The 25,751-nt window shown below is 74.4% G+C and carries 16 protein-coding genes; 6 read left to right on the top strand and 10 right to left on the bottom strand.

What is annotated here, in order from left to right:
- Positions 1-7: 7 nt before the first annotated feature.
- From ACBJ59_RS59615 to ACBJ59_RS59600, 4 genes are read right to left on the bottom strand one after another with little or no spacing between them, the layout of a single operon-like run.
- A complete protein-coding gene (locus ACBJ59_RS59615) occupies positions 8-2,119 on the bottom strand; it encodes a DUF3488 and transglutaminase-like domain-containing protein (protein WP_375118812.1) in 2,112 nt (703 codons plus the stop codon).
- Entirely contained in the window at positions 2,116-3,267 is a 1,152-nt protein-coding gene (locus tag ACBJ59_RS59610) for a DUF58 domain-containing protein (RefSeq protein WP_375118811.1), read from the bottom strand. Before ACBJ59_RS59610 ends, ACBJ59_RS59615 begins: the two co-directional genes overlap by 4 nt.
- On the bottom strand, positions 3,268-4,266 hold the full coding sequence (locus tag ACBJ59_RS59605) for an AAA family ATPase (protein WP_375118810.1): 999 nt from the start codon (positions 4,264-4,266) through the stop codon (positions 3,268-3,270). It abuts the gene before it with no gap.
- A gap of 13 nt (positions 4,267-4,279) precedes the next feature.
- Positions 4,280-6,397 carry a fibronectin type III domain-containing protein gene (locus tag ACBJ59_RS59600; RefSeq protein WP_375118809.1) on the bottom strand — a complete coding sequence of 706 codons (2,118 nt, stop codon included), beginning with the start codon at positions 6,395-6,397 and terminating at the stop codon, positions 4,280-4,282.
- A gap of 163 nt (positions 6,398-6,560) precedes the next feature.
- Here ACBJ59_RS59600 and ACBJ59_RS59595 point away from each other — a divergent pair, with 163 nt between their 5' ends.
- Genes ACBJ59_RS59595 through ACBJ59_RS59585 form a run of 3 tightly spaced genes read left to right on the top strand, consistent with a single transcriptional unit; the run spans position 6,561 to position 12,520 of the window.
- Positions 6,561-7,757, top strand: coding sequence for a hypothetical protein (locus tag ACBJ59_RS59595; RefSeq protein ID WP_375118808.1), 1,197 nt, complete (start codon positions 6,561-6,563; stop codon positions 7,755-7,757).
- Positions 7,757-9,223 carry a hypothetical protein gene (locus ACBJ59_RS59590; RefSeq protein ID WP_375118807.1) on the top strand — a complete coding sequence of 489 codons (1,467 nt, stop codon included), beginning with the start codon at positions 7,757-7,759 and terminating at the stop codon, positions 9,221-9,223. Before ACBJ59_RS59595 ends, ACBJ59_RS59590 begins: the two co-directional genes overlap by 1 nt.
- Positions 9,224-9,280: 57 nt before the next feature.
- Positions 9,281-12,520 (top strand): chromosome partitioning protein ParA, encoded by a 3,240-nt coding sequence (locus tag ACBJ59_RS59585; protein WP_375118806.1) that lies wholly within the window; start codon positions 9,281-9,283, stop codon positions 12,518-12,520.
- Positions 12,521-12,558: 38 nt separating this feature from the next.
- On the opposite strand, the gene ACBJ59_RS59580 is transcribed toward ACBJ59_RS59585, so the two are convergent.
- Entirely contained in the window at positions 12,559-14,166 is a 1,608-nt protein-coding gene (locus ACBJ59_RS59580; protein WP_375118805.1) for a citrate/2-methylcitrate synthase, read from the bottom strand.
- 70 nt (positions 14,167-14,236) lie between these two features.
- Between ACBJ59_RS59580 and ACBJ59_RS59575 the strand changes: the two genes are divergently transcribed.
- Positions 14,237-15,454, top strand: coding sequence for a LeuA family protein (locus ACBJ59_RS59575; RefSeq protein WP_375118804.1), 1,218 nt, complete (start codon positions 14,237-14,239; stop codon positions 15,452-15,454).
- 3 nt (positions 15,455-15,457) lie between these two features.
- Here ACBJ59_RS59575 and ACBJ59_RS59570 read toward each other — a convergent pair whose 3' ends face one another.
- Positions 15,458-16,933, bottom strand: coding sequence for an FAD-dependent oxidoreductase (locus tag ACBJ59_RS59570; protein WP_375118803.1), 1,476 nt, complete (start codon positions 16,931-16,933; stop codon positions 15,458-15,460).
- Positions 16,934-17,056: 123 nt separating this feature from the next.
- A complete protein-coding gene (locus ACBJ59_RS59565; RefSeq protein ID WP_375118802.1) occupies positions 17,057-18,343 on the bottom strand; it encodes an MFS transporter in 1,287 nt (428 codons plus the stop codon).
- A gap of 96 nt (positions 18,344-18,439) precedes the next feature.
- Here ACBJ59_RS59565 and ACBJ59_RS59560 point away from each other — a divergent pair, with 96 nt between their 5' ends.
- Complete coding sequence (locus ACBJ59_RS59560) at positions 18,440-19,072, top strand: HAD family hydrolase (RefSeq protein ID WP_375118801.1); 633 nt, start codon at positions 18,440-18,442, stop codon at positions 19,070-19,072.
- A gap of 26 nt (positions 19,073-19,098) precedes the next feature.
- Positions 19,099-19,734 (top strand): dihydrofolate reductase family protein, encoded by a 636-nt coding sequence (locus ACBJ59_RS59555; RefSeq protein WP_375118800.1) that lies wholly within the window; start codon positions 19,099-19,101, stop codon positions 19,732-19,734.
- Positions 19,735-19,737: 3 nt separating this feature from the next.
- Here ACBJ59_RS59555 and ACBJ59_RS59550 read toward each other — a convergent pair whose 3' ends face one another.
- From ACBJ59_RS59550 to ACBJ59_RS59540, 3 genes are read right to left on the bottom strand one after another with little or no spacing between them, the layout of a single operon-like run.
- Complete coding sequence (locus tag ACBJ59_RS59550) at positions 19,738-20,622, bottom strand: NAD-dependent epimerase/dehydratase family protein (RefSeq protein ID WP_375118799.1); 885 nt, start codon at positions 20,620-20,622, stop codon at positions 19,738-19,740.
- Between the two features lie 53 nt (positions 20,623-20,675).
- Positions 20,676-24,563, bottom strand: coding sequence for an AAA family ATPase (locus ACBJ59_RS59545; protein WP_375118798.1), 3,888 nt, complete (start codon positions 24,561-24,563; stop codon positions 20,676-20,678).
- On the bottom strand, positions 24,564-25,673 hold the full coding sequence (locus ACBJ59_RS59540; protein WP_375118797.1) for an exonuclease SbcCD subunit D: 1,110 nt from the start codon (positions 25,671-25,673) through the stop codon (positions 24,564-24,566).
- Between the last annotated feature and the right edge of the window lie 78 nt (positions 25,674-25,751).

Raw genomic sequence — 25,751 nt, 5'->3', positions numbered from 1 at the left:
GCGCGCATCATCTCAGGAGGAGGCGGTCGCGCAGGCGGGCCATGACGGGGGTGCGGGCTCGTACGGCCCGGCGGATGGCGTCGCTGTGCCGCCACGCCTCGGTGGCCGCCGCTTCGGTGCCGGATTCGGGGGCGTACCTGATGAAGTTGGAAATTTCGGCCAACGGCCGGAGATGTGTTGAGATCTCGCCCGGTTCGCGGGACACCACGTCGCCCGCCGTCAGCGTGGGCTCCCTGCTCAGCCCCAGGTCGTCGCACGTCTGCCGCCAGGCGCCGAGCACCCGCTGCTCGGCTCCCGGTGCCCGGCGGCGGTTGCGCCGGCGCCGCCACGGCACCACGACGACCACGACCGCGTACGCCACCAGCAGCCCGCCGCCCGCCGCCGCCGCGACCGTCCACGGGGACAGGCCCGGCGCGGCCTGCTCGTCCTGGCCCGTGGCCTGCGGCCGGGACGTCGTGGGCCGGTCGCTGCCGCCCTTGGCGAACTCGTCCTCCAGCTCCTCGCTCTCCTCGATCGCCGAGGACACGACGTCGTGGTCGTCCTTGGCGCCGCCGCGGCCCGGCGTGGGATAGAACGGCCGCCAGCCCAGCCCGTCGAACTTGATCTCCGCCCACGCCATCACGTGCCCCGACTTGACGTGGTACACCCCGCCGGACGCCTGCCCCGGCCGGAACCCCACGACCACCCGCGACGGCAGCCCGAGCGTCCTGGCCATGAGCGCGAACGTGGCCGCGAACTGCTCCGACGTCCCCCGGTGCGTGGTCTGCAGGAAGAACTCCAGCCCCTTGAGCGAGTGGCCGGGCGGCGCGGTGACGTCGTAGGTGGCGTTGGTGCGCAGGTAGCTCTGGAGCCGGTACGCCTGCTTGATCGGCGCGTCGGCGCCCTCGGTGGCCTCCTGGGCGAGCCTGCGGAAGAGCCGCTCCTGGGGGGCGTCGGGGAAGGCGGTCAGGGCCGGGTCGGACACGGGGGTGGCGGCGAGCAGGTCCCGCTTGGACGGCTTGGGCACGCGCGAGGTCACCTCGTACCCGGACCCCTTGGCGGGCTTGGCGGCGGCCAGCAGCGCCCCGCTGCCGGGGTCCACGGCCAGGCCGCGCACGCCGGTGACCTCCTGCGGCCGCTCGGCGGCGGGCAGCCAGGTGCCGGGCAGGCCGTCGAAGGTCACCTCCTGGTGTACGACGTCCGCCTCGCCCGTCCACTCCCCCGCCGGGACCCGGCCGCCGGTGGGCTGGAAGCGGGCCGCGGACGTCCAGCGCACGCCGTCGTACCGGTCGAGCACGGCCAGCCGCCAGTTGAGCGGCTTGTCCGCCTTGACGGTGAACAGGTCGCGGTCGGGGATCTGCAACCACGCCGAGACGCGGTCGAGCGGGCTGACGCTGTCCACGCGCACCGGCGGGGGCAGGTCGGCGTCGTCCCGGGGGTTGTACGGCTGGGCGGCGATCGGCAGGAGGGGGCCCGCGACCAGCGCCAGCGCGGCCAGGGCGGCGGCCACCGGGATCCCCGCCAGCAGCCAGGCCGGCGGGCGGTCGTCGCGGAGGAGGGCGAGGGCGGCGATGAGCACGAACAGCGCGCCCGTGACGAGGACGTTGGAGCCCGTGCCGTCCACGCCGAGGAGGAGGGCAACGCCGTACACGACCAGGGCGGGGACGGCGGCGGCGATCCTCGTCCCGGTGCGGTTCAGGGTCTCCGCGCCGACGGTGGCGGCCGCCCAGACGAGCGTGTGGACGAGGACCAGGAGCTCGGGGTCGGGCTGGGCGGGGAGGAGCGTGGTGAGCAGGGCGTGCCAGGAGTCGGCGACGTCCGTCAGGAGGGCGGGGGTGAGGGTCCGGTAGAGGGGGACGGTTCCGGCCAGCCAGAGGACCAGGTCCAGGGCAAGGGCCAGCCAGAGGGGGCGGGCGCGGGTGAGGGCGGCGACGATCGCGGGGGCCGTGGCGGCGGGGATCACGGCGAGCAGCAGCTCGGCGCCCGGGAAGACGCGGTGGAAACCCCATCCGGCCGTGGCGGCCGTGGCCGCGACCAGCGCGAGCCCGGCCAGGCGACGCCACATCGACCCCTCCCGCGCCCGCGGCCCGGTCGGCGGGCGGCGGCGCGCGGCCGCCCGGCCGTGGCCGCCCGACGTCATCGGGCCCCCCATGCGAGCGGGAGCTCGTCCAGGGACGTGATGCGGATGAGCCGCACGCCCGGCGGGGCGGCCGGGGCGGGGGCGGTGCCCACGTACACGCAGATGACGCGGTCGAAGCGGCGCCGCACCCCCGCGACCCGGCCCGCCTCCGAGGGATCGCCCGTCACCAGCACCAGCGAGCCGCCGCCGCGCGCCGCCCGCAGCGCCTCCGAGACCCCCGACGTGCCCGCCGTCACCAGGGCCAGCCGGTCCAGAACCGTCTCGGCGTCCGTCCTGGTATCGGGCCTGCTGTCCGGCCTGCTGCCCGGTAGGGCGCCGTCGCCGGTCAGGACGCGTACGGGGTAACCGGCCCGGGCGGCGGCCACCGCGACCGAGGCGGCGGCGTCCACCGCGGGCTCGGTCAGACCTCGCGTGTCGAGCAGGATCGTCGTGGTCGGCAGGCTGGCGTCGATGAGCTGGCGGACCATGAGCGTGCCCGTGCGGGCGCTGGATCGCCAGTGGACGTGGCGCAGGTCGTCGCCCAGCACGTATTCGCGCAGGGTGTGGAAGGTGACCGTGCCGCTGGGGGCGTTGTCGCTGACCGGGCCCTCCAGGTGGTGGGCCTTGCCGGAGGGCGGGACGGGCAGGGCGACCGTGCGGGGGCGTACCAGGAGGGTGGCGGGCAGGCCGTACTCGCGGACCCGGCGGGTGAGCCCGAACGGGTCGGCGCGGACGAGCATGAGGGGCCCGACCGGGATCTCCCCGCGCGCCCCGGTCGGCAGCGCGTACGTGACCGTGCGCCCGGCCCCCTTGGGCAGCCTGGGCAGGTCGATCGTGTGCTCGGAGGCGCCGATCCGGTCCTGGGCGCGCAGCCCCGACAGCCTGCGGCGGCCGAGGTTGGTCACGTTCAGGACGGCCACGGCGGCGTCCCCGCGCGGCACCTTGAGCGGCGTGACCTCCCGGTGGACCTCCAGCCTGGGCCGCGGAGCGGTCCACGCCAGGGCCGTGGCCAGCGCGAGCAGCGCGCCGGTGGCGAGCACGACGGGTTCGGGGTAGCCGAGCGCGAACCCCGCCGCGTACAGCACGACGGCCCCGGCCAGCGTGCCCCGGCCCAGCGGGGTCAGCACCGCGGTGAGCCGCGTCCGGGCGGCGGGTGGCGAGGGGTGCACCTAGGCCGCCTGCGGCACCGGCATCCCGGCGAGGATCTCGCCGAGCACGGCGGCCCCGGTAACCTCGCGCAGCTCGGCCTCCGGCGTGAGGATCAGGCGGTGCGCCAGCACCGGTACGGCCAGCGCCTTCACGTCCTCCGGCACCACGAAGTGCCGCCCGGCCGCGGCCGCCTTGACGCGCGCCGCGCGCAGCAGCGCCAGGCTGCCACGGGGGCTGGCGCCGAGCCGCAGGTGCGGGCTGGTACGGGTGGCGCCGCACAGCGCCACGATGTAGTCGTAGACCGGATCGGCCACGTGGATCCGCGAGGCGAAGTCGATCATCCCGGCCACGTCCGACGCCCGCGCCACCACCGGCAGCCGCTCGACCTGCGGCCCCGTCGGCATGCCCTTGAGCACCTCGACCTCGGAGACGTGGTCGGGGTACCCGACGGAGATCTTCATCAGGAACCGGTCGAGCTGGGCCTCGGGCAGCGGGTACGTGCCGTCCATGTCCACCGGGTTCTGCGTGGCCACCACCAGGAACGGCCGGGGCACCGGGTGCGGCTCGGCGTCCACCGTGACCCGGCGCTCCTCCATGACCTCCAGCAGCGCGGCCTGGGTCTTCGGGGAGGCCCGGTTGATCTCGTCGGCGAGCACGATGTTGGCGAAGACCGGCCCGTGGTGGAACTCGAACTTCTGGTGCGCCTGATTGAAGATCGACACGCCGGTGATGTCGCTGGGCAGCAGGTCGGGGGTGAACTGGATGCGCCGCCACTCCGCGTCCACGCTGGCCGCGAGCGAGCGGGCCAGCGTGGTCTTGCCGGTGCCGGGGACGTCCTCCACGAGCAGGTGCCCCTCGGCGAACAGGCAGACCAGGGCCAGCTCGATGGCCTCGTGCTTGCCCCGGATGATGCGCTCGATGTTGGTGGCCAGGAGCTGGAACCGCTGGGCGAACTGGCCGGCGAGCTGCTGCTGAGGTTGCGGCTGTTGCTGCTGGTCCGGGTAGTTGTAGTGGGTCAACTGAGTCCCCTTCTCAGTCGGTGCACTCGAAGAGCGGTCCCTCGGGGAAACCGCCGTCCGGGGTCGCCACCAGGGTGTCGTTCAGGTAGCCGTTGCCGTACTGGCTCTCGATCCGGTTCCAGATGTCGCTGGACCTGCCGGTGGAGGTGTCGGTGTACGAGGCGCCCTTGACCTGGCAGATCACCGTCAGGGTGATGTACACCTTCTGCGGGATCCTGCCAGCTTCCCCGCTGGGCGACGGCCCCGGGCGGATGAGCGTGTTGGTGTCCTCGTTGCTGGCGTTCTTGTACTGCTGCCTCGGGTAGGCCAGGTCCACCTCGGTGGTGGCCACGTCGGGGCTCTCGCCGGCCGCGTTCCTGGCCTTGAGCTTGAAGGTGTGCTTCTGGTTGTTCTTCAGGCCGTCCACGGTGAACGTGGTGCCCTTGATGGCGTTGTTCGTGGCCGCGCCGGTGAGCTCGTACGTGGTGGCGTCGTCGGCGCCCTCGGGGGCGGTCCAGCTCAGCTCGGCGCCCCGGTTCTTGGCCTTGGCCGCGAACCCGGTCGGCGAGCCGGGCGCCACGCACGGCTTGGCCCCGGGGCTCGGCTCGGACTCGACCTCGCCGCCCCGCCAGTGCGCGACCACCACGAACGTGTACTCGTTCGCGCAGTCCCCGCCCGTGAACTCGAACTGGAACGGCCCGTTCGCGTCCACCGACTGCGGGACGGACCTGCCCTCGCCCGACGGCTTCAGCGTGTACCGCTCGCCCTTGCCACCGGCGGACGGGCTGAAGATCACCGTCACCCTGCCGGGGCCCGACCTGGCGCTGACGGCGCCGGGCGCGGAGGGCGCGCTCGCCGACGGGGTCGGGGTCGAGGTCGGGCTGGGGCTCGCTTCCCTGGTGGGCTCGCGCGTCGGCGTGGGGCGGGGCCGCTCCGTGCTCTTGACCGGGTCCGGGTCCGGCTCCGGCACCGGGTCGGGCCGGGTCTCGGTCTTGGTGGGCTCGGGGCGCGGCGTCTTGGGCTTGGGGGTGTTGGTCGGCCCCGGTACGTCGGAGTCGTCCTTGGCGACGTCGTGCTTGCGGCCCTCGGGGTCGATGACGACGGCCTTGTCGCCGTTCTCGTCGTTCGCCCAGAGCAGGCCGTCCTTGACGAACACGTCCACCGGGCCCGGCCTCTGGGTCACCTGGAGCGTGGTCGGTTGGCCGCCGGCCGCGCTGTCCCAGACGATCAGCGAGCCGCGGCCCTGGTGCGGCACGTACACCTTGGAGCCGAGCACCTGCGGCACCCCCAGCTGGGCGGGGTCGTCCACGGCGAACTTGGTGCTGAGCACGGAATTGGAGCCGGTGTCGATCACCACGAGCAGCCCCGAGTCGCCGGACGTCAGGATCGGCACCAGGGCGCCCTCGGTGGCGGCCGGGGTGAGCACGCCGCCCTTGGCGGCCTGGGCCACGCCCTTGGGCAGCGTGATCTCCCCGATGCCGCCGTCCGCGCCGATGATCGTGGCGGTGGCGGCCCGGGTGTTGACCACGACGGGCAGGTCACCGGCGATGGTGACCGACAGCTCCTCGCCGGGCTCGCCCACCCTGACCGGGCTCTCCGCCACGCCCCCGGCGACCGGTACGACCTCGCCCTTGGCCGTCACGGGCACCCACAGCCGCCCGCCACTGTCGATGCGGGCCGCGCCGAGCGGGCCGGGCAGGGTGACCGGGGAGCCTACGGAGTCGAGCGTGAGCGGGTCGATCTGCTGGATCCGGCCGGCCGCCGGGTCCACCGCGTACGCGGCGGCGCCGGACACCGCGAGCTGCAGCCCGGCCGCCCCGAAGTCGCGGGTCTGGGCCACGCTGAGCTGGCTGGGCTCGATGCGGCTGACGTAGCCGGTGCCGTCGTCCACGAGCAGCACGTTGCCGCCGTCCTGCACGACGCGCAGCCGGCGGCCCGCCTTGTCGTCGAGGTAGCCGTCGACCTCACCGGACAGGCCGTTGACGTGCACGATCTTGCCCCTGGCCTTCGTCCAGAGCCAGGCTCCGACGTCGGCCAGCTTGGGGTTGGCGCTGGACACGCCCACGCCGAACCAGGCCGCCGCGGCCACCAGGATCGCCGCCACGGCACCGGCGATCACCGCCGTGATCCGATCGCCTCGGAGCACGCGCACCGTCACTCACCCCGTATGTACGATTACTAAGCGTTTGCCCCCGTATTATCGGGCATCACCCTAGCGTTCAGCAGTCCCTCACACGTAGGTACTGGCTGGTAGCAGTGGGCGTCGTGGTGCGCGAGTGCCAAGAGTGTCGGTGTGACGCCGTACCTTAGTGCCCGTGTCCGAACAGCCCCTGACCCTCGACTCCGTCCTCACCGACGAGGCGGTCCTGTCGACCTATCGCCGCATGTTCGCCGCGCTGGCCCGCGACAGCGGGGCGGTGGTCGACGACCCGGCCCTGGTCGACATCGCCGAGACGCTGTTCGCGGCGTTCGCGGAGGCGGGCGAGGAGTGGCTGACCCACGAGCAGATGCGCTTCGCCTGCCGGGCCTACCCGGCCGACCAGTTCGACAACCGGCTGCGGGTGCTCAAGGGGCTCGGGGCGATCCGCGAGGTGTTCCCCAAGCCCAACCAGCTCCGTTACCGGGCCTCGTTCACCAGCGTGGTCGGGCTGATGTTCATCCGGCGGATGATGGACGACGGCGGGCAGTCGGAGATGCACCGGCTGCTGGCGCTGGAAGACCTCAACGTGGCCGACCCGCGCACCACGATGGAGGAGGCCCGGCAGAGCGCGGTCAACCTGGCGCGCGCCTTCCGGCTGTGGGCGCTGGAGCTGATCACGCTCAGCACGGGCACGATCGAGGAGCTGCGCGAGCAGGCGCCCAAGCTGTGGGGCACCGAGGAGATCGCGCGGCGGGCGCAGGGACTGCACGGCACGATCCTGACCCGCTGGCCGGAGCTCGACCGGACCTGCACCGACCTGCGGGCGGCCATCTACGCCTACAGCGACGCCTCCCGCCGGGCGGCCGGCCGCCTGGCCGACTCGGCGGGCACCACCCGCAACCTGACGCTGCTGCCGACGGAGACGTGGCGCACGTTCGCGCAGACGGCGTCCAGGGAGCGGCTGGCGGCGGTGCTCGACGGGTTCGTCTTCGACGCGCCGGCGCCGTGGCACGACCCGGCCGCCATCGCCCGCGCCGTGGACGAGGCCCCGCGCCCCGCCCCCGCCCAGCCCACTCCCCCGCGCTCCAACCTCCCCGATCCGGGGCCGGAGTCCGCGCTCGACTCCTCGCCCAACGCTGCCCTCGAACGCCTGGCGCAGGTGGCGGAGTCGCTGCTCGGGCCGGCCGATCGGGTGGCGCTGGGCGACGTGCTCGGCTCCGACTGGCCCTCGGCGCGCCGTCTCCTCGCCGACCTGACGACCGTGGACCTGCGGCCCGAGCTGCCTTATCGGCTGGCCTGGGCGGACGGGCTGACGATCGACCCGGATCGCGAGCCCGCGTGGCTCTCGCACGGCTACCTGGAGCGCAGCTGATGACCGACGAACAGCACCCTGAGGCCCGCGCCCGGGCCCTGGCGCATGCTCAGGCGCGGGCCGGTGGGCCGCTGCGGCTCGGGGCCGGGGTGGCGGCGGCGCCCGGGATGGTGCGGTTGACCCGGCCCGACTCCACCGGCGAGGCCCTGCCCGGGTGGCCCGACGGGGTGACGCCCTCTCTCCTGGACGAATACCAGGTGGCGCCGCTCCCCGTGGAGCGGTCCGGGGAGACCCGGCGGGTCCTGGCGGCGGTGCTCAAGTGCTGCTGGACCGACCTGTCCGTGGATCCGTGGCCCGGGGCTCCGGCGCCCGTGGAGCTGGTGCTCGACACCTATCGCGAGCTGATCGGCCGCACCGACGACCTGATGCGCAACTGGGCGGTCGGCGCGCTGCGGCGGCTGCACGACTCCGCCTGGATCGTGATGGACGACGGTCTGGTCGTCCTCGGGCCGCGCTGCGCCCTGTGGCCGGTGGAGTCGCACGCGCAACTGCAGGAGCTGGTGCGCCGGCTGCCCGAGCCCGCGCGCCCCGAGCTGACCGTGGTCGGCGACGCCGACATCATCGCCGCTGCCCGCCCGGGGCTCACCCCGCCGGGCGGCACCGCCGGTCCCGACCTCGCCGCGGACGGCGCGGCCGGTGGCCCCGGGCAGCCCCTGGACGGCGAGGACGACCGGCCCGGACCGTCCGCGGCACACGACGATCACGACCCCGGACCCGGCGCGGACGACCGATCCGGGCTCGGTGCGGCGGGTGGCGGCTCCGGCTCTGCCGGGGCTCTGGCGGTGACCGGCGGCGGCGAGGCCGCCGGTGCCGGAGGGCGGGTCGAAGGGGGGCCGGCCGAGTTCGACGATTTGCTGGGCGGATACGACGAGCGGCGGCGGGCCGAGTTGGTGGCGGCGTTCATGGTGGTCGAGCATGCGGCGGAGCCGGTGCAGGAGGTGCGGTTCGCCGCCCTGCGCGACCCGGCGCTGCGCCACACGCTGGGCGAGATGCTGGCCAGGCGCGGCCGTACGCTGATCCAGCACCGCGACCGCTGGACCTCCGGCTACGCCGACACCGTCGCCGCCCGCATCGGCGCGCCCGAAGCGGCGGCGGGCACCCGGCTCGGGGTGAGCGAGCGGGCGGTGCTGGCGCTCGTGCTCGTGCACTCCGTCGCCATCCCGAGGGCCGAGGGGCTGCTGCCCGAGGACTCATGGTTGTCGCCGCACCCCACGCCGGTCGACGAGCTGCGCCGCCACACCCAGCTCCCCATCGGCGAGCTGGAGGCGGCGCTGCGGACGTTGCGGCACGCGGGGCTGCTCGGCCAGGTGAAGGCAGGTGAGGAGGCGGGCGGTTACGTGCCGGGGCCGCAGTTCCACCGGCTCACCCCGGCCGCGCGGCGGCGGCTGCAGGAGGAGTTGATCCTGGCGGCGGGGCCGAGCACGCCGCTGGCGGCCGCCGTACTGGCTCGAAGATCTGCCCGGTGACGGGCAGGCCGGCGTTGAACACGGATGGAAGGGTTACGGGGGTAAGAGGTGTCGCAGGTGGAGAACGTCGTCGGGGACCGGGTGCTGATCGCCGTGCAGGCGGTCAACATCTCACGGCTGTCCACCCATCCGGTGCCCACCGTCCCCGGCACGCTCATTGTGGTGGCGGGCGCGGGGCCCAAGGACTCCAACGGGGCGGGCAAGTCGTCGTTCATCGCCTCGATCACGGCGCTGCTCGGTGACGAGCAGTGGCGCTTCGCCTCGGGCGCGAAGGCGGTGTCGGAGCTGCTGTTCAACGCGGAGCTGGCCAGCGGCGCAGGGGCTCGGCAGTGGGCGAGCGCCGACCACGGTTACATCGTGGGCGTCTTCGGCCCGCCCGGCATGGACGGCTTCGCCCCCGCCCCGCCTGCCGACGGGGCTGCCGACGGGGCTGCCGACGGCGGCCCTGGGCCGGGAGGCGGGTCCGGGGAGGGGGCGGGCGCGGAGCTCGTGCTCGGGGACGCCGCGGAGGCGGGGGGAGAGCTGTTCGAGGTGCCTGACACCTCCGGCGGGGCCCTGACCGTGTGGCTGAAGGTCAACCAGGAGGCGCCGCACCTCGAGATCCGCTGGCGGGACGGGGTGCATCTGGCGGCGTCGCCGTCCGAGGCCGAGCGGGTGGCGCGGGCGGACGAGATCTGGGCGTCGCTGCCGAAGTCGGCCGGGCGGCGTGACGTCGTGGCCCGCGACCTGACCAAGGTGCTCTACGGCGACCGGGTCAGGTGCGTGTCGTTCCTGTCCACCTCCGTACGCAGCAAGGTCGCCACCAACCTGCTCTCCCAGCCGCTCAACGAGATCTCCCCCGAGCGCGTCTTCGAGGCCATCGCCGCGCTCACCGGCCTGGACGCCGAGCTGGAGCAGGAGCGCGAGGCCCGGCGCGACGAGCACGCCAAGCGCGTACGCGCGGCGCAGGCGGCGGACCGGCTGGCCGAGTTCGAGGCGGAGTCGAAGGCGCTGCTGAGCACGTTCGACCGGCGGGACCAGGCGCGGGTGCGGCTGGCGGACGCGCTGCGGTGCTGGCGCGGGCGGCAGGCGCGCAAGCTGGCCGACGCCGCGGGCAAGGACGAGACGCTGGCCGCCGACCTGGAGCGGCACCGCGCGGCCGGCGAGGCGGCCGCCGAGGCGATCGCCATGGTCAAGGCGGAGATCGGCACGCTGCGGGAGGACACCCTCGACCGGCAGGTCTCGCAGGCCCGCAAGGAGCTGACGGCCATGCAGGCGCGGGCGGCCAAGCTCGACGCCGACCGCGCCGTGGCGGAGAACTCCGCCGACGAGCTGCGCGGGCTGATCCCGGCGCTGGAGGAGACCCGCCGGTTCGCGGACGGGCGCGACGTGCCCACGGCGGAGAGGGAGCTGGGCGAGGTACGCCTGCGGCTCAACGAGTCGCTCAAGGCGCTCGGGGTGGCCGACCGGGAGGTGTCCTCGGCGCAGGCGGCGCTGGACGACGCCGAGGGCGGACCCGCAGCGGCACAGCTCAACGCGCTGGCGGCGGCGGGGATCGGCGCGACCGGCCTGCTCGACGCGCTCGACGTGGCCGAGCAGGCCCGCGACGCCGCCCACACCCCCTCCTCCACCCACCTCCGCACCGACGGCGGTGGCGCTGATGGCGAAGGTGGCGGGCAGGCGCTGGGTGAGGTGCTCAGGGCGCGCTACGGCAAGGCGCAGGCCGCCGCACCCGCCACGGCTGACGGCGGCGCGCGGGTCGCCGGTTCCGGGGCCGTGGCGATCGGGGAGTTGCGGGGGTGGCCGAACGAGCATGCGGTGATCGTGGATGCCGCGCAGCTCGACGCCGCCGCCTCCGCCCTGGCCGGTCTGCCGGGGTCCGTGCTGGTCAGCGCGGCCGGGGTGAGCGTCGTCGGGGCCTTCGACGGGGTGGCGACCGGGCGGGAGGCCCGGATCAAGGCCGCTGAGCAGCGGCTCAACCGGGCCAAGGACGTTCAGGAGAGCGCCGCGCAGGCCGTACGCGATGGGGAGGAGGCCGTCGCGGAGGCGCAGCGGCGGCTGGAGGGGGCCAGGGCCGGGGTGCGGCTGGCCGAGCTGGAGGCGAAGCTCGGCGAGCGGCGGGCCAGGCTCGGCGAGCTGAACGCGGCCATCGAAGAGCTGGCCCCGAAGGTCGCCGAGGCCGAGCGGCAGGCGGGCTCGCTGGACTTCCGGGCGCGTACCAGGGACATGGAGATCGAGCGGCTGGAGGGCCGCCGGCAGCGGCACGAGGCCGAGCGGGCCCAGGCGCGCGAGCAGGAGACGAAGGTCGGCGCGGAGCGGGAGGCGCTCAAGCTGGCCGCGCTGGCCGCCGACTGGGGCGGCACGACCGAGACCGCCCGCGAATGGCTCGCCGCGCTGCCCGAGGACGAGCGGCCCCGCGCGGCCGAGGAGTGGTGGCGGATCGCCGAGCGCCACCTCGACCAGGCGTTGCGCGACACGTTCCCGGAGGAGGAGGCGGAGGTCCCGGAGGAGCTGCGCTTCCTGCTGAGCGAGCGGGAGGGCAGCACGGCGCGCGAGCAGGCGACGTTCGCGGCGGTGTGCGGGTCGCTGGCGTCGTACCTGCGGGGGCAGGAGGAATATGAGCGGCACCAGCGGCGGCAGATCGAGGCGCAGATCGTCTCCCGGCAGCGCGACCTGGCGGCGGCGGCCAGGGGCGCGGAGGAGGCGGCCCAGTCGACGGCCGTGCACCGGGCGGCGCTGACGGCGGCGATCAAGGCGCGGCTCACTCGGGTGGCCGAGGAGTTCGACAAGCTCGACACGTCGTACGGAGGTTACGGGGCGACGCTGGAGTTCCCGGTGCCGCCCGCGCCCGCCGATCCCGAGCAGCGCTGGCAGTGGCGGGTGACCCCGAAGTGGCGGCGCGGCGAGGGGCAGGGGTTCGTGCCGTACAACCGGCGGGCCAACACGGCGCTCATGGACGAGAAGGCCGTCAAGCTGGTGTGCGCGGCGGCCATCGCCTCGTCCGGGGGCGGGCACCTGTGCCTGGTGCTCGACGAGCTGGGCCGCAACCTGGGCAAGGAGCACCGCAGGGAGGCGGTGGCGCTGTTCAGGCGGATCGGGGAGACGTACGGGATCACGGTGATCGGGGCGCTGCAGGACGACATGGAGCCGTACGCGATCGACGCCTGCGGGCAGTACATCAAGCTGCGGCGGTCGTCGGACGCGATGCCGTACAACGAGCCGCCGGTGATCGTCGGGCACGACCAGCACGCCGAGCGGGTGCGGGCACTGTCCGCGTACGTCGACCGGGGCGTGCCGCCCGCACCGGCCCTCACGTGAGGCCTCCGGGGGCGTGGTTGGCGGCTTGGCAGGCGGGTTCAAGCGATCGGCGGGCCCGTGTAGGAGGCGCGCAGGCGGAGGAGGGAGCCGCGTTCGTACTCCTCCATCGCGTGTGCCAGCCATCCCGCCACCCTGGCCACCGCGAAGATCGCCTCGCCCGCGCCGCTCACCATGCCGGTGACGGCGGCGAGGGCGGCGAGGGCGAAGTCGATGTTGCGGTCGGGCAGGCGGCGTCGGCGCATCTCGTCCAGCACGGCGTCCACCGCGGCGATGCGCTCGTGTCCGGGCGCGGCGTCCCTGACCAGGTCGAGCAGGAGACCGCCGCGGCCGTCGCCGTTCTTGTAGACACTGTGGCCGAAGCCGGGGATGCGCTCGCCACGCCGTACGCGCTCGGCGATGGCGCGGGCGGCCTGGCCGGGCTCGGCGATCTCGGCCAGCAGGCGTTCGGCGCCGTACGCCGCGCCGCCGTGCAGCGGGCCGCCGAGCACGCCGAGGCCGGTCAGGACCACGGCGTACGGGTCGGCCTTGGCGGAGGCGGCGACCCTGGCGGCCAAGGTCGAGGCGGCCAGTTCGTGGTCGGCGAGCAGGACCAGGGCGGCGCGCAGCGCTCCGAGCAGGGCCGGGGTGGCGGGGTGGGGGCACAGGCGGGGCCACAGGCGTTCGGCGATCGAGCCGCCCTGCGGCGGGTCGCCGACCAGGGGGAGCGCGTCCACCAGGCCCGCGATCAGGCGGCGGCCGGTGGCGGCGACCGAGGCGGGGTCGAGCTGGTAGCGCAGGGAGTCGGACGCGCCCAGGACCGTGGTGACCACCTGGAGGCGGTCGAGGGGCAGGAGGTCGGCGGGCAGGCCGCGCTGGGCGGCGACGGCGGCCCGCAGCCCCTCCTCGGGCTCACACCGCCACACCTCAGAACCCCACACCCTTGCTGCCCCGTCGCCTTCGGGGGTTCCCGACCGCACCGACGGTCCTTCACCTTGGGGGGTTCCCGACGGCACTGACGGCCCCCCACCTTCGGGGGTGTCCGACGGCCCCCTGCCTTCGGGAGTGCCCGGCGGCACGGATGGCCGGTCGGCGCCGGGGATGCCCGACTGCGCAGGCCGCCCACCGTCGCCGCCAGCGCGCGACCTCACGGACGGCTCGGCGTCGTCGGTGGCCGGCCGCAGGGTCGGCCTGCCGGCCTCGGGGGTGCGCGACCGCTCAGGTGGCCTGCCGTCGCCGGCGTGCGGGCCACTGGACGGGGCGGTCTCGCGGGCGTGCGGCTGCACCGGTGGTGTGCCGTCGTGGGCGGCCGGGGGGCCGCTCTGAGACGGGCGGGGGGTGTGCCAGAGGGTGCGGTCGCCTGTCCACAACCATTCCGCCACCGTCTCGAACGGGGTCGTACGGGCCAGGCTGAGGGCGTCGATGCCCCGGTAGTACGGCCGGTCCACGCCCAGGGCCGTCAGGGCGGACTCGATGACCAGCTCCGGCGGCTGGCTGCGCGGGCGACCTCGGCGGGCCAGCTGTTCGATCTCCTCGGCCGAGAAGAGGCTGCGTCGCCCGTCGTCGCTGTGCCGACGGCTCAGCACGCCCCGGCTCACGTACGCGTAGAGCGTGGCGGGCTTCACCCCGAGCCGCTCCGACGCCGTGGCCGCGTCGATCCACTCCACCATGCACCCACGCCTTCCATGTTGACGAAAATCAATATTGATACACGTTGAATGCGCATGTCAACGTGGAGGCATGCCCAAAATCCATTTCCTCGACGTGACCAACCGGGACGGCGTGCAGACCGCGCGCACCGGGCTGTCGAAGTTCGGCAAGACCATGGTCAACTTCTATCTGGCCAAGCTCGGGGTGACGCAGTCCGAGATCGGTTTCCCCTTCCTCTTCCACGAGGTCCCGTACGTCAGGGCGCAGGTCGCGCTGAGCGAGGCGGGAGCGTTCGGGGAGCTGAGGCTGTCCGGGTGGTGCCGGGGCGTGCCGCAGGACGTGGAGAAGGCGGCGCCGCTCGGCCTGAAGCACTACAACCTGTCCATCTCGACGTCCGACTACATGATCCAGAACAAGTTCCGGGGCCGCCTGGACCGGGACGCGATCATCAGGGAGATGACCGCCGCGGTCCGCGTGGCCAAGGACGCGGGGGCGCTGACGGTGGGGGTGAACGCCGAGGACGGCTCGCGTACCGACGACGGGTTCCTGCTGGAGTTCGCGCTGGCGGCCAAGCAGGCGGGCGCCGACCGCGTACGCTACTGCGACACGATCGGCGGCGACACGCCTGACCGGATCCGCGAGCGCTTCGCCAAGCTGGCCGCCGGCACCTCGATGCCGGTCGAGACCCACTGCCACAACGACCTGGGCATGGCCGTGGCCAACTCGGTATCGGGCGCGCTCGGCGACCTGGACGCCGGGCAGGACGCGTGGATCAACACCTGCGTGAACGGCATCGGCGAGCGCTCCGGCAACGCCGACCTGCTCTCGACGATCCTGGCGTTCCGGCACGGGTTCGGGCTCGACGGGGCCGAGATCGGAGACGCGCTGAACTTGGCGTGGGCGCGCAGGTTCGGGCTGTGGGCGAGTTACGCGCTGGGGCAGCCGCTGCCGTACAACCAGGTCGGGGTGGGGCGCAACGCGTTCGCGCACGAGTCGGGCATCCACGCCGACGGCGCGCTGAAGGACCACGGCAACTACGAGCTGTACGACGAGGCGACGCTGGGCCCGTTCCCCGAGGACTGGCACGCGCGGCCGGGCCGGGTGGTGCTGACCGGCGAGTACGGCGGCAAGGCCGGGTTCCGGCACGTCATGGACGGCCTCGGGGTCGAGGTGGCCGATGAGGAGCTGTCGTTCCGGCTGGTCCAGCTCTGCAACGCGATGACGGGCAGGCCGCTCACGGACGACGAGCTGCGCCTGATCGCGGCCTACCCGCGTGAGTTGTCGCTGATGTTCCCCGGTTACGCCTGACGCTCACGCGGCGGGAGGCCGGTGAACCTCCGGGCCACGCCGCCCGGCGCCCAGAGGGCCGGGCCGCTCGGCAGGCTGAGGACCAGACCGCTCGGCAGGCTGAGGGCCGGGGCGCTGGGCAGGCTGAGGGCCGGGGCGCTGGGCGGGTTGGGCGGGGGCCTGGGCGGGCAGGGGGCCGGGCTGCTCGGCGGCCAGGGCCTGGCGGAAGTCCTCGTCCGCGTGCTCGATCGCCTCCAGCCGTACGGTCCCGCGCCGGAAGAGCGAGGCCAGCGCCCAGTCGGCCAGCACCGCCGCCTTGTTACGCGCCGTCGGCACCCAGCCCAGGTGGTACGCCCGGTGCGCCAGCCACCCGAGGAAGCCGGTGAGCTTGATCCGGTGCACCTGGGCCACCCCCTGGCGGTGGCCGAGCCCGGCGACCGAGCCGAGGTAGACGTGCCGGTACGCCTTGAGCCGCTGGCCCCGCACGTACGCGACCAGGTTGCGGCCCAGCAGCTTGCCCTGCCGTACCGCGTGCTGGGCGTTGGGCGCGGTGAACTCCCCCGGCCGGGTCAGGTCCGGCACGGCGGCGCCGTCACCGGCCGCGAACGCGTCGGCGACGCCCGCCACCGTGAGGTACTCGGTCGCGGTGATCCGCCCGATGCGGTCCACCGGCAGCCCGCTGGCCGCCGCGAGCGGGCTCGGCCGCCCGCCCGCCGCCCACACCAGGGTGCCGGCGTCGAGCTCGGTCCCGTCCGAGAGCACCGCCACCCCGCCGGCCGCCGAGGTCAGCCGGGCGCCGAGCCGCACGTCCACGGCGCGCTTGCGCAGCGCGTCCACGGTCCAGCGGCCGAGGTTCCCGTGCAGCTCGGGCAGGATGCCGTTGTTGGCCTCGACCAGGGTCCAGCTCAGGTCGCCGGGCTCGATCCCGTCCTGGTAGCGCAGGGCCTCGTCGGCCAGCCCCTGCATCTCGGCCAGCGCCTCGACGCCGGCGAACCCGCCCCCGACCACCACGAACGTCAGCGCCCTGCGCCGCACCCGCTCGTCGTCGGTGGAGGTGGCCGCGGCGAGCTGGGCCAGCACGTGGTTGCGCAGGTGCACGGCCTCGCCGATGGTCTTGAAGCCGACCGCGTGCTCGGCCAGCCCCGGGATGGGCAGCGCGCGGGTGATCGAGCCGGCCGCCATGACGACGATGTCGTACGGGATCGTCCTGGCCGGGCCCTGCGGCGGCTGGAACTCGGCAGTGCGCTCCCCGTGGTCCACCCGCGTGACGCGCCCGGTCAGCACCCGCACGCCCTTGAGCACCTGTCCGAGCGGGGCGGCCACGTGGCGCGGCTCGATCGAGCCGCCGACCGCCTCGGCGAGGAACGGCTGGTAGGTCATGTAGCCGCGGGGATCCACCACAGTGACGCGCGCCTCACCGGAACGGATGAGCCTGCGCAGCCCCCTGGCGGCGTACATGCCGACATATCCGCCACCGACGATCAGAATGTGCTTCCTCATTGCCCTGTCTCCTTTCGGGCTTTCCGCCACAAGGACACGACAGGGCCAGCGTTTTGTGACATCTGCCGGGAAACCGCCGAGGAAGATTTCCGCGGCAGGTCCAGCCGGAAGGGCCGGACGTGGTCACAACGTCCGGTCGCCCGTCTCCGGCAGGGCGAGCAGGCAGAGCAGGCTCAGCAGGGCCATCGCGGAGACGTACCCGCCGACCGCCGTTACGCCGAGCCCGCTCGCCTGCATGCTCGTGGCCACCAGCGGCGGCACCGCGCCGCCGAGCACGCCGCCGAGGCTGTAGGCGACGGACGCGCCGCTGTAGCGGTACTCGGTCCTGAACAGCTCCGGCAGGTACGCCCCCATCGGCCCGAAGATCAACCCCATCAGCGCGAGCGCCCCGGTCAGCGCCAGCCCGACCAGGGCGACCGAGCGCGTCTCCATCAGCGGGAACATCACCAGCCCCCACGCGATGGCCACGGCCGTCCCGGCGATCAGCGTGCGGCGGCGGCCCAGCCGGTCGGACACCATGGCGGAGACCACCGTGCCCGCCGCCATGAACAGCACCCCGACCATGGTCAGGCCGAGCATCGTGGTCCGCGGGATCTCCAGCGTCGTGGTGCCGTAGGCCAGGCAGTAGGTGGTGGCGGTGTAGAAGAGGGTGTAGGCGATGGTCATGGCGCCGGCGCCGAGCAGCACGCGCCGCCACTGGTGCCGCATGAGCCCGGCGAACGGCACCTTGGCGATCCGGTGCTGGTCCATGGCCTCCTTGAAGACGGGGGTCTCGGAGATCTTCAGCCGTACGTACAGGCCGACGATCACCAGCAGCAGGCTCGCCACGAACGGCAGCCGCCAGCCCCACCCCTGGAACTGCTCGTCGCTCAGCACCTCGCCGAGGATGAGGAACAGTCCGTTGGCCACGATGAACCCGGCCGACGGGCCGAGCTGCGGGAACATCGCGTACAGGCCGCGCTTGCCCGGCGGCGCGTGCTCCGTGGCCAGCAGCGCCGCGCCGCCCCACTCGCCGCCGAGGCCGATGCCCTGCGTGAAGCGCAGCAGCACGAGCAGCACCGGCGCGAGCACGCCGATCGCCGCGTAGCCGGGCAGCAGCCCGATCGCGACCGTGGACAGCCCCATCACCAGCAGCGACACGACCAGCATGGACTTGCGGCCGACCCGGTCGCCCCAGTGCCCGAACACGGCCGAGCCGAGCGGCCGGGAGATGAACGCCACGGCGAACGTCGAGAACGACGCCAGGCTGCCCGCCACCGGGTCCATGCCGGGGAAGAACGCGGTGTTGAGCACCAGGGCCGCCGCGGTGCCGTAGATGTAGAAATCATAGAATTCGATCGCGGTGCCGATGAGGCTGGCGGCCGCGATCCTCGTCCTGCTCGGCGCCGCGGTCAGGGGGGAGGTCGTCATACAGGTCTCACTATGCGGACTAGCGTCTTGTGAAGTGGTACGAAGACGCTACCACCTGCGCAATGTTACGTTTCACATACCTGGAGGGAACATGACTTGGCCGTCGAACTGGTGATCTTCGACTGTGACGGGGTGCTCGTGGACAGCGAGCCCATCGCCGTACGCGTGGGCACAGCCGCGCTGCGCCGCCTGGGCTGGACGATCGACGAGGCCGAGTACGCCGAGCGCTTCGTCGGCTGCACTCCCGAATACTGGGAGGAGCAGGTCGGCCAGACGCCGCCGGGCTGGCGCGAGCAGGTCAATCTCGACTTCGCGGCCGCCGTCAAGGCCGAGCTGTGCGCGATCGAGGGCATCGAGGACGCGCTCGACGCCCTCGACATCCCCTCCTGCGTGGCCTCCAACGGCCGCCACACCACGATCCGCCGCAGCCTGGAGCTGACCGGGCTGGCTCACCGGTTCGCCGGGCGGGTGTTCAGCGCCGAGGACGTGGCCAGGGGCAAGCCCGCGCCCGACCTGTTCCTGCACGCCGCGGCCACGATGGGGGCCGAGCCGGAGCGTTGCGTGGTGGTGGAGGACAGCCCGTTCGGGGTGGCGGCGGCGGTGAGCGCGGGCATGCGCTGCCTGGCCTTCGCCGGCGGCCTCACCCCCGCCTCCCGCCTGACGGGCCTGGGCGCGACGCTCTTCCACCACCCCGCCGCACTGCCCGACCTGATCGGCTCCCTCGACTGATCGGCCGCGTTGAGTAGCGTGAGGCCATGCCTTCAGGTACGGAACGCCCCTACGTGGTAGCGCACGTCGCTGTTTCCCTGGACGGAGCGACCACGGGATTCCAGCCGGATGTCGCCGGCTTCTACCAGCTCGCCCGGACCTGGGAGGAAGACCTCACCCTGGCCGGGGCCGACACCATCCTCGCCCAGGAGCCGGCCCTGGCCACGGCCGAGCGGCCCGGACCGGCCGCGGACGGACCGCTGCTGGCCGTCGTGGACGGCCGCGGCCGGGTCAGCGCTTGGGACGCGCTGCGTGCGGCCGGCCACTGGTCCGGCGTCGTGGCCCTGCACTGCCGCGACACTCCCCCGCGCCCGCCCGGCCGGGAGGTGCGGGAGCTCGTCACGGGCGCCGAACGCGTCGATCTGGGCGGGGCACTGCGCACGCTCGGCCGCGAGGACCGGATCGGCGTCGTACGGGTGGACAGCGGCGGCGGGCTCATCGGCGCTCTCATGGCGGACGGGCTGGTGGACGAGGTCAGCCTGCTCGTCCACCCGTGCCTGGCCGGCGACGGTGCCACCCGCCGCTGGTGGGGCGATCACCCCGCCGCCGCGCCGCTCACCCTGGTCGCCGCGCAGAGCCTGCCCGACGGCCTGGTCTGGCTGCGCTACCACCCCTGCCCCTGACGCTCACCTCTGGCGGGCGTGGCCGTCCTCGTCGAGGTAGTCGCGCCACGACCGCTTCGGAGCCCAGCCCAGCAGGCGGTGGGCCTTGGCGCAGGAGATGCCCGAGGCGTCGGGGCGGGCCAGCGGCCGCAGCTCGATCCGGTCGCCGTGGTATCGGCGCAGCGCCTCGGCGAAGTCGTGCCCGCCCGCGTTGTCCGGCGAGGCGATGTAGAACACCTCGTGGCCGGGCAGGTCGGACTCGGCGGCCAGCACGATCGCGTCCGCCAGGTCGTACACGTCGATGTAGCTCCACAGCCCCGCCCCGATCTGGGCGGCGTCGCGGATCTGCGGGCCTAGATTGCGCTCGTAGTTGCCCTCGTGCTGCACCCAGCTCGGCCGCAGCGAGATGCACCTGATGTCGGAGCGGCGCACCGCGGCGTCCATGAGCTGCTCGCCGAAGTGCTTGGCCAGCGCGTACGGGTCCTGCGGCCGGATCGGGTGCTCCTCGTCCACCGGCGCGTAGTCGGGCAGGAACGGCCGCTCCGGGAAGAAGAACCCGGGCACGGTCTCGCTGGAGATGTTCACGAACCGCGGGACGCCGAACCGCACCGCGGCCTCGATCATGTTGAACGTGGCCATCAGGTTGTTCTGGAACACCACCTGCGGCGGGTGGGCGGTGGGGTCGGGGATGGCCGCGGCGTGCACCACCGCCTCGGCCCCGCGCGTCACGGCGAACGCCTCTCCCGCGTCGGTCAGGTCGGCCTGCACGTAGCGGGGGGTGCCCGGGTCGTGCCGCTCCCAGACCGGACGTGTGAGGTCCGTGGCGGTCACCTCGTGACCCGCCTCGACCAGGGCGTTGACGGCCGCCCTGCCGACCTTGCCATGGGCTCCGGTGACGACGACGCGCATTTCGGCCAGCTCCTTCGTAGATCTCGGCGCGGTCCAGGGTAGCGCCAAGCCGCTCAGCCGACTCCCACCGCGCTCACCGTCGATCCCGTACGGGTCTTGGTGACCCTGAGCTGCGCCGTGATCCTCGACCGCAGCTCGGCCACGTGGCTGACGATGCCCACGGCGCGCCCGCCGTCCCGCAGCCCGTCGAGGATGTCCAGCACGCTGTCGAGCGTGTCCTCGTCGAGCGTGCCGAACCCCTCGTCCACGAACAGCGTGCCCAGCTCCGCGCCGCCCGCCTCGGCCGTGACCACGTCGGCCAGCCCGAGCGCCAGGGCCAGGGAGGTGACGAAGCTCTCGCCCCCGGACAGGGTCGCCGGGTCGCGGTCGACGCCGGTCCAGCCGTCGGCCACACGCAGCCCCAGCCCGCCGCCCGCGCGCCCCCGGGAGCCCGCCGTCTTCCGCAGGTCGTGCCGCAGCAGGTAGCGGCCGGCCGACATGTGGTCGAGCCGCTCGTTCGCGGCGTCCACCACCTGCCGCAGCCGCTCGCCCAGCACGAACGACGACAGGCTCATGCTCCACTGGTTGTCGCCGGAGGTGCCGCTGGCCAGCGCCGCCATCCGCTCGGCCAGCCGGTGCCGGTCGGCCGCCGGCCGCCAGCGCTCGATGTGGGCCGACAGCTCGGCGTGCAGCTCCTCCAGCCGCCGCGCCCTGGCCGCCGCCCGGTCGCGGGCGCTCGACAACCGCGTGTACGTCTCCTCCAGCACGTCGCGCTCGGCCTGGACCGCCGCCAGGTCCGGCGCGGGCTCCGCGGCGGCGGCCACCAGCTCGGGATCGGCCAGCACGCCGCTGACGGCGGCATGCTCGTCGTCCAGCCTGCGCAGCAGCTCCGCCTTGCCCTCCCGCTCGGCCACGCTCCGGTAGGCGGCCTCCGCCTCCCGCACGTCCCCGAACCCCACCTCGGCCGCCGCCTCCTCGGCCACTGCCCTGGCCCTGGCCAGCTCGTCCCGGGCCGCCACCGCCGCCTGCGTGGCCTCCAGCGCCTCGCGCAGCAGCTCGGCCTCGTCGTTGAGCCTGGACAGACGGGCGGTCAGCGTGTCGTCGCCGCCGCGCGCCGCGTCGAGCCGCGCGGTGAGCCGCCCGGCGTCCCCGCTCAGCTCCTCGTGCCGGGTGCGGCACGCCGCCAGCCGCGCGGCCACCCGGCGACCGCGCTCCTCCAGCTCCTGCCGCTCCCGACTGAGCCCGGCCGCCGCCTGGGCCAGCGCCGGCTCCTGGCCCGCCGACCCCTCCAGCCTCCGCAGCTCCCGCTCCGCCGCCGCCAGCACCGCGGCCCCGTCCACCTCGGCGCCGCTCGCGCCCTCGGCGGCGAACCGGGCGTCCCCGGCCGCACCCGCCTGGGCGAGCTGGGCGTGGCCGCGGGCGCGCTCCGACCGCAGGTGGCGGTGGTGGGCGCGGTGGGCGGCCAGGGTCTCGGCGAGCTCCTTGGCCTGGTCGCGGACCTGCTCCCGCTCGGTCTCCACGCGTTCGAGCGCGGCCGTGAGGGCGGGCTCGCGGTCGGCCACCGCCCGGAGGCGGGCCACCTCCTCCTCGGCCTGCTCCACCCTCGCCCCGGCCGTGTCCACGTCGAGGTCACCGGCGGTCTCGACGGCGGCGGCGTGCCGGGACTCCAGCGAGGCGAGGCCCCGCTCGGCGGCCTCGCGCTCGGCGAGGGCGGCTTCGTGGGCGGTCTCGGCCTCGTGCTCGTCGTCGGGGGAAGGGGCGCTCGGCGCCGGGGAGGCCGGGTGGGGGTGGTGCTCGGAGCCGCAGACCGCGCACGGCTGCCCGTCGGACAGGTCGCGGGCCAGCTCCGCCGCCATGCCGTCGATGCGGGCCTGCCGCAGGTCGAGCCAGCGCTCCCGCAGGCTCTGTGCCTGGTCGACGAGCACCTGGTGGGTGGCGACGGCCACCTCCAGCTCGGCGGCCAGGGCGTCGCGGCGGTGGGCGGCGTCGAGGGCGGCCCTGGCGGCGTCGAGACCGGCGGCCGCCGCGGGGATGGCCGCCGCCTGCGCGCGCACCTCGGCCAGGGCGGCTCCGGCGTCGGCGATGCGTTCGGGCAGCTCGGCCTCGGCGGCGGCCACCTCGGCCTCGCGCTGTGCCAGCGCGTCGAGCTCCACCGCCAGCCGGGCCAGCTCCTCGTCGATCTCGATCAGGTGGGCGGCGGCGTCGCGTACGGTGCGGGCGGCCGGGATCCTGGCGGCGTCCAGCCGCGCCTCGGCGAGCCTGGCCTCGGCCCGCTCGATGAGCTCGGGCAGCTGGGCCAGCCGCGCGGCCACGGCCTCGTCGGCACCGACCAGCTCGGCCAGCTCGGCCTCGACGCGGAGCAGGTCACGGCGTACGACGGACAGCCGGGCCTCCTCGGTGAGCAGCTCCGACAGGCGCGCGATCTCGTCCTGCCGCTGCCGCTCCAACGCCGCGAGCTCCGCGACGGACGGCTCCTTCCCCACCGGCGAACCGATGCCCGTGGCCGGCGAACCGATGCCCGTGGCCGGCGAGCCGGTGCCCGCAGTGGGCGAACCGGGGCCCGCGGTGGGCCGACCGGGGCCCGCGGCAGGTGAGCCGGGGCTCGTGGCCGGGCCGGTGGCGGGGGTGTCCGCATGGCGTTGCGGGGTCGTGCGGGTGGCGGTCAGCAGGGGGCGGGCTCGGGCGAGGGCGTCGGCGGCCATGGTGCGGGCCTTCGTGGCGGCCTCCGCGCGCTGCCGGGCCGCCGTGATGAGCGGGACCACGCGGTCCGCCCTGGCCGCGTCGTCGAGGATGGCCTGCAGGTCGGCGCGCTCGTCGGAGCGCTCGTCGAGGGTCCGGCGCAGGGTGAGCGCCTCGGCGTGGCGGCGCTGACGCTCGGCCAGGGCGGCGGCGGCCTCGAAGCGCATGCGCGCCCCGCGCACCGCCTGACCGGCCGCGGCGTGCTCCTCGTCCATCCGCGCCACGACGGCCCGCGCGGCGTCGAGCAGCGCTCCCGCCCACCGCAACGGATCGGAGTCGGGCGTCGGCACGTCGCCGGGGTCTCCGTCGCCTTCATCGGCTGTCAGCCCGGTGGCAGGCCCACCGGCCCGCGCGCCGCCGCCATCCGAGGTCATGGCGGTCTGCCGGCCGGCGGACGCGGCATGCGATGTGGCGGAGGTGCCGTCGCGCGGGCCGGGACCGCTGCCCGCTGAGGCAGGCCAGTCGAAGAGGGCCGACGGTGTCTCAGGTGGGGGCGGGCCGGAAGGGGTCTCCGTGGGACGGGCCAGGGCGGTGGGCAGGGCGGTGGGCAGGTCGGTGCCCGCGACCTCCTCCACCCGCTTGATGGCGAAGTCCACCTGCTGCCGCAGCTCCTGCGCCTCCCGCCAGGCCAGCTTGCGGTGCTCGGCCAGCCACGACTCGGCCTGGGTGAAGATCTTGACCGTGAACAGCCGCTCCAGCAGTTTCGACCGCTCGTCCCCGTCGGCGCGCAGGAACTTGGCGAAGTCTCCCTGCGGCAGCATCGCCACCTGGCAGAACTGGGCGGCGTTCATGCCGAGCAGCCCGCCCACCAGGTCGCCGGCCTCGTCGAGGCGGGTGGTCAGCCCGTGCCAGTCAGCGCCCCGCCATTCCGACAGGACGACCTTGGACTTCTCCTCCGTGAACCCCGACCCCCGCAGCTTCGGCCGCTGCCAGGCCGGGGAACGCTGGATGCGCAGTAAACGGCCGCGGATCGTCACCTCAAGCGTGACCGACGGCCCGGCCGAGGGCGGGGCGTGGTCGCAGCGCAGGCTGCGGGCGCTGTTGCGCTGCCCGGGCACCTGGCCGTAGAGCGCGAAGCACAGCGCGTCGAGGATCGTGGTCTTGCCGGCCCCGGTGGGGCCGTGGACGAGGAAGAGGCCCGCCTCGGCCAGGGCGTCGAAGTCGACCGTCTCGGTGCCCGGGAACGACCCGAACGCCGTCAGCGAAAGCCGGTGCGGCCGCATCTACGCCATCGTCTCCTTCACCCTCGATGCCTCGATGGCCTGTCTTAGCAGGTCTTCCTCCTCAGGTGCGGCAGGCTCGCCGCGCACCTCCCGGACGAAATCGAGGGCGACCTCCGCCTCCGGCCGCCCGCTGACGGCCACCGGCTGGGCGGCGGGGGCGGCGCCGACCGGGTCGAAGGAGAGGGCGAGGGTGTGGGGGAAGCGGGCGCGCAGCCGGTCCATGGCGGACTTGGGGCGGACGGCGTCGGTCAGGATCACCTGGAGCCAGTGGTCCTCGTAGCGGGTGTATGCGGGGTCGGCCAGGAGGTCGTCGAGGTCTCCGCGCAGCCGGCCGACCGGGCGGGGCACGGGGGCGGGCACGAAGTCGGCCTCCTCCCCCAGCGTGACCAGCCACGAGCCCTTGACGTGGCCCACCTCGGAGAAGGAGTAGGCCAGCGGCGAGCCCGAGTAGCGCACGGTCTCCGACATGCGCTGCCGGCCGTGCAGGTGCCCGAGCGCGACGTAGTCGACCCCGTCGAAGGCCGTCAGCGGCACGTGGGCCACCCCGCCCACGCTGATGTCGCGCTCGCTGTCGCTGGCCTGCCCGCCCGTCACGAAGCAGTGGGACAGCACCACGGAGGCGCGGTGGCGGGCCGCGTCGGCCCTGATGCGCGTCATCGCGTGCGTGATCGCGGCGGTGTGGCCGCGGTCGGGCAGCTCCCAGGCCGCCCGCACCAGCTCCGGCTCCAGGTAGGGGATGCCGTAGAAGGCCACGTCGTCGACCAGCACCGGCTCCCAGGACTGGTCCGGCGTGGTGCGCACGTGCACCCCGGCGGCCTCGAACAGCGCCGAGCCGAACCGCAGCCGCAGCGCCGAGTCGTGGTTGCCGCTGATCAGCACCACCCGAGCCCCGGCCCCGCGCAGCCGCCCGAGCGCCTCGTCGAGCAGGGCCACCGCGTCCACCGGGGGCAGCGCCCGGTCGTAGACGTCGCCGGCCACCGCCACCACGTCGACCCGCTCGGCCCGCACCGTCTCCACCAGGTGGTCGACGAACGCCGCCTGCGCCGCGAGCAGGCTCTCGCGATGGAAGGAGCGCCCCAGATGCCAGTCGGAGGTGTGCAGGATCCGCATGTCGCAGCAAGCTAACAGCTCTCACCGACAAATACGGTCTCTCCTGTCCCACGCGCCGGGAGTACGCTGGAAGATCAG

The organism is Nonomuraea sp. MTCD27, assembly GCF_041950495.1.
In the GTDB taxonomy this organism is placed as follows: Bacteria; Actinomycetota; Actinomycetes; order Streptosporangiales; family Streptosporangiaceae; genus Nonomuraea.
This window is presented reverse-complemented; position numbering and strand designations above follow the sequence as displayed.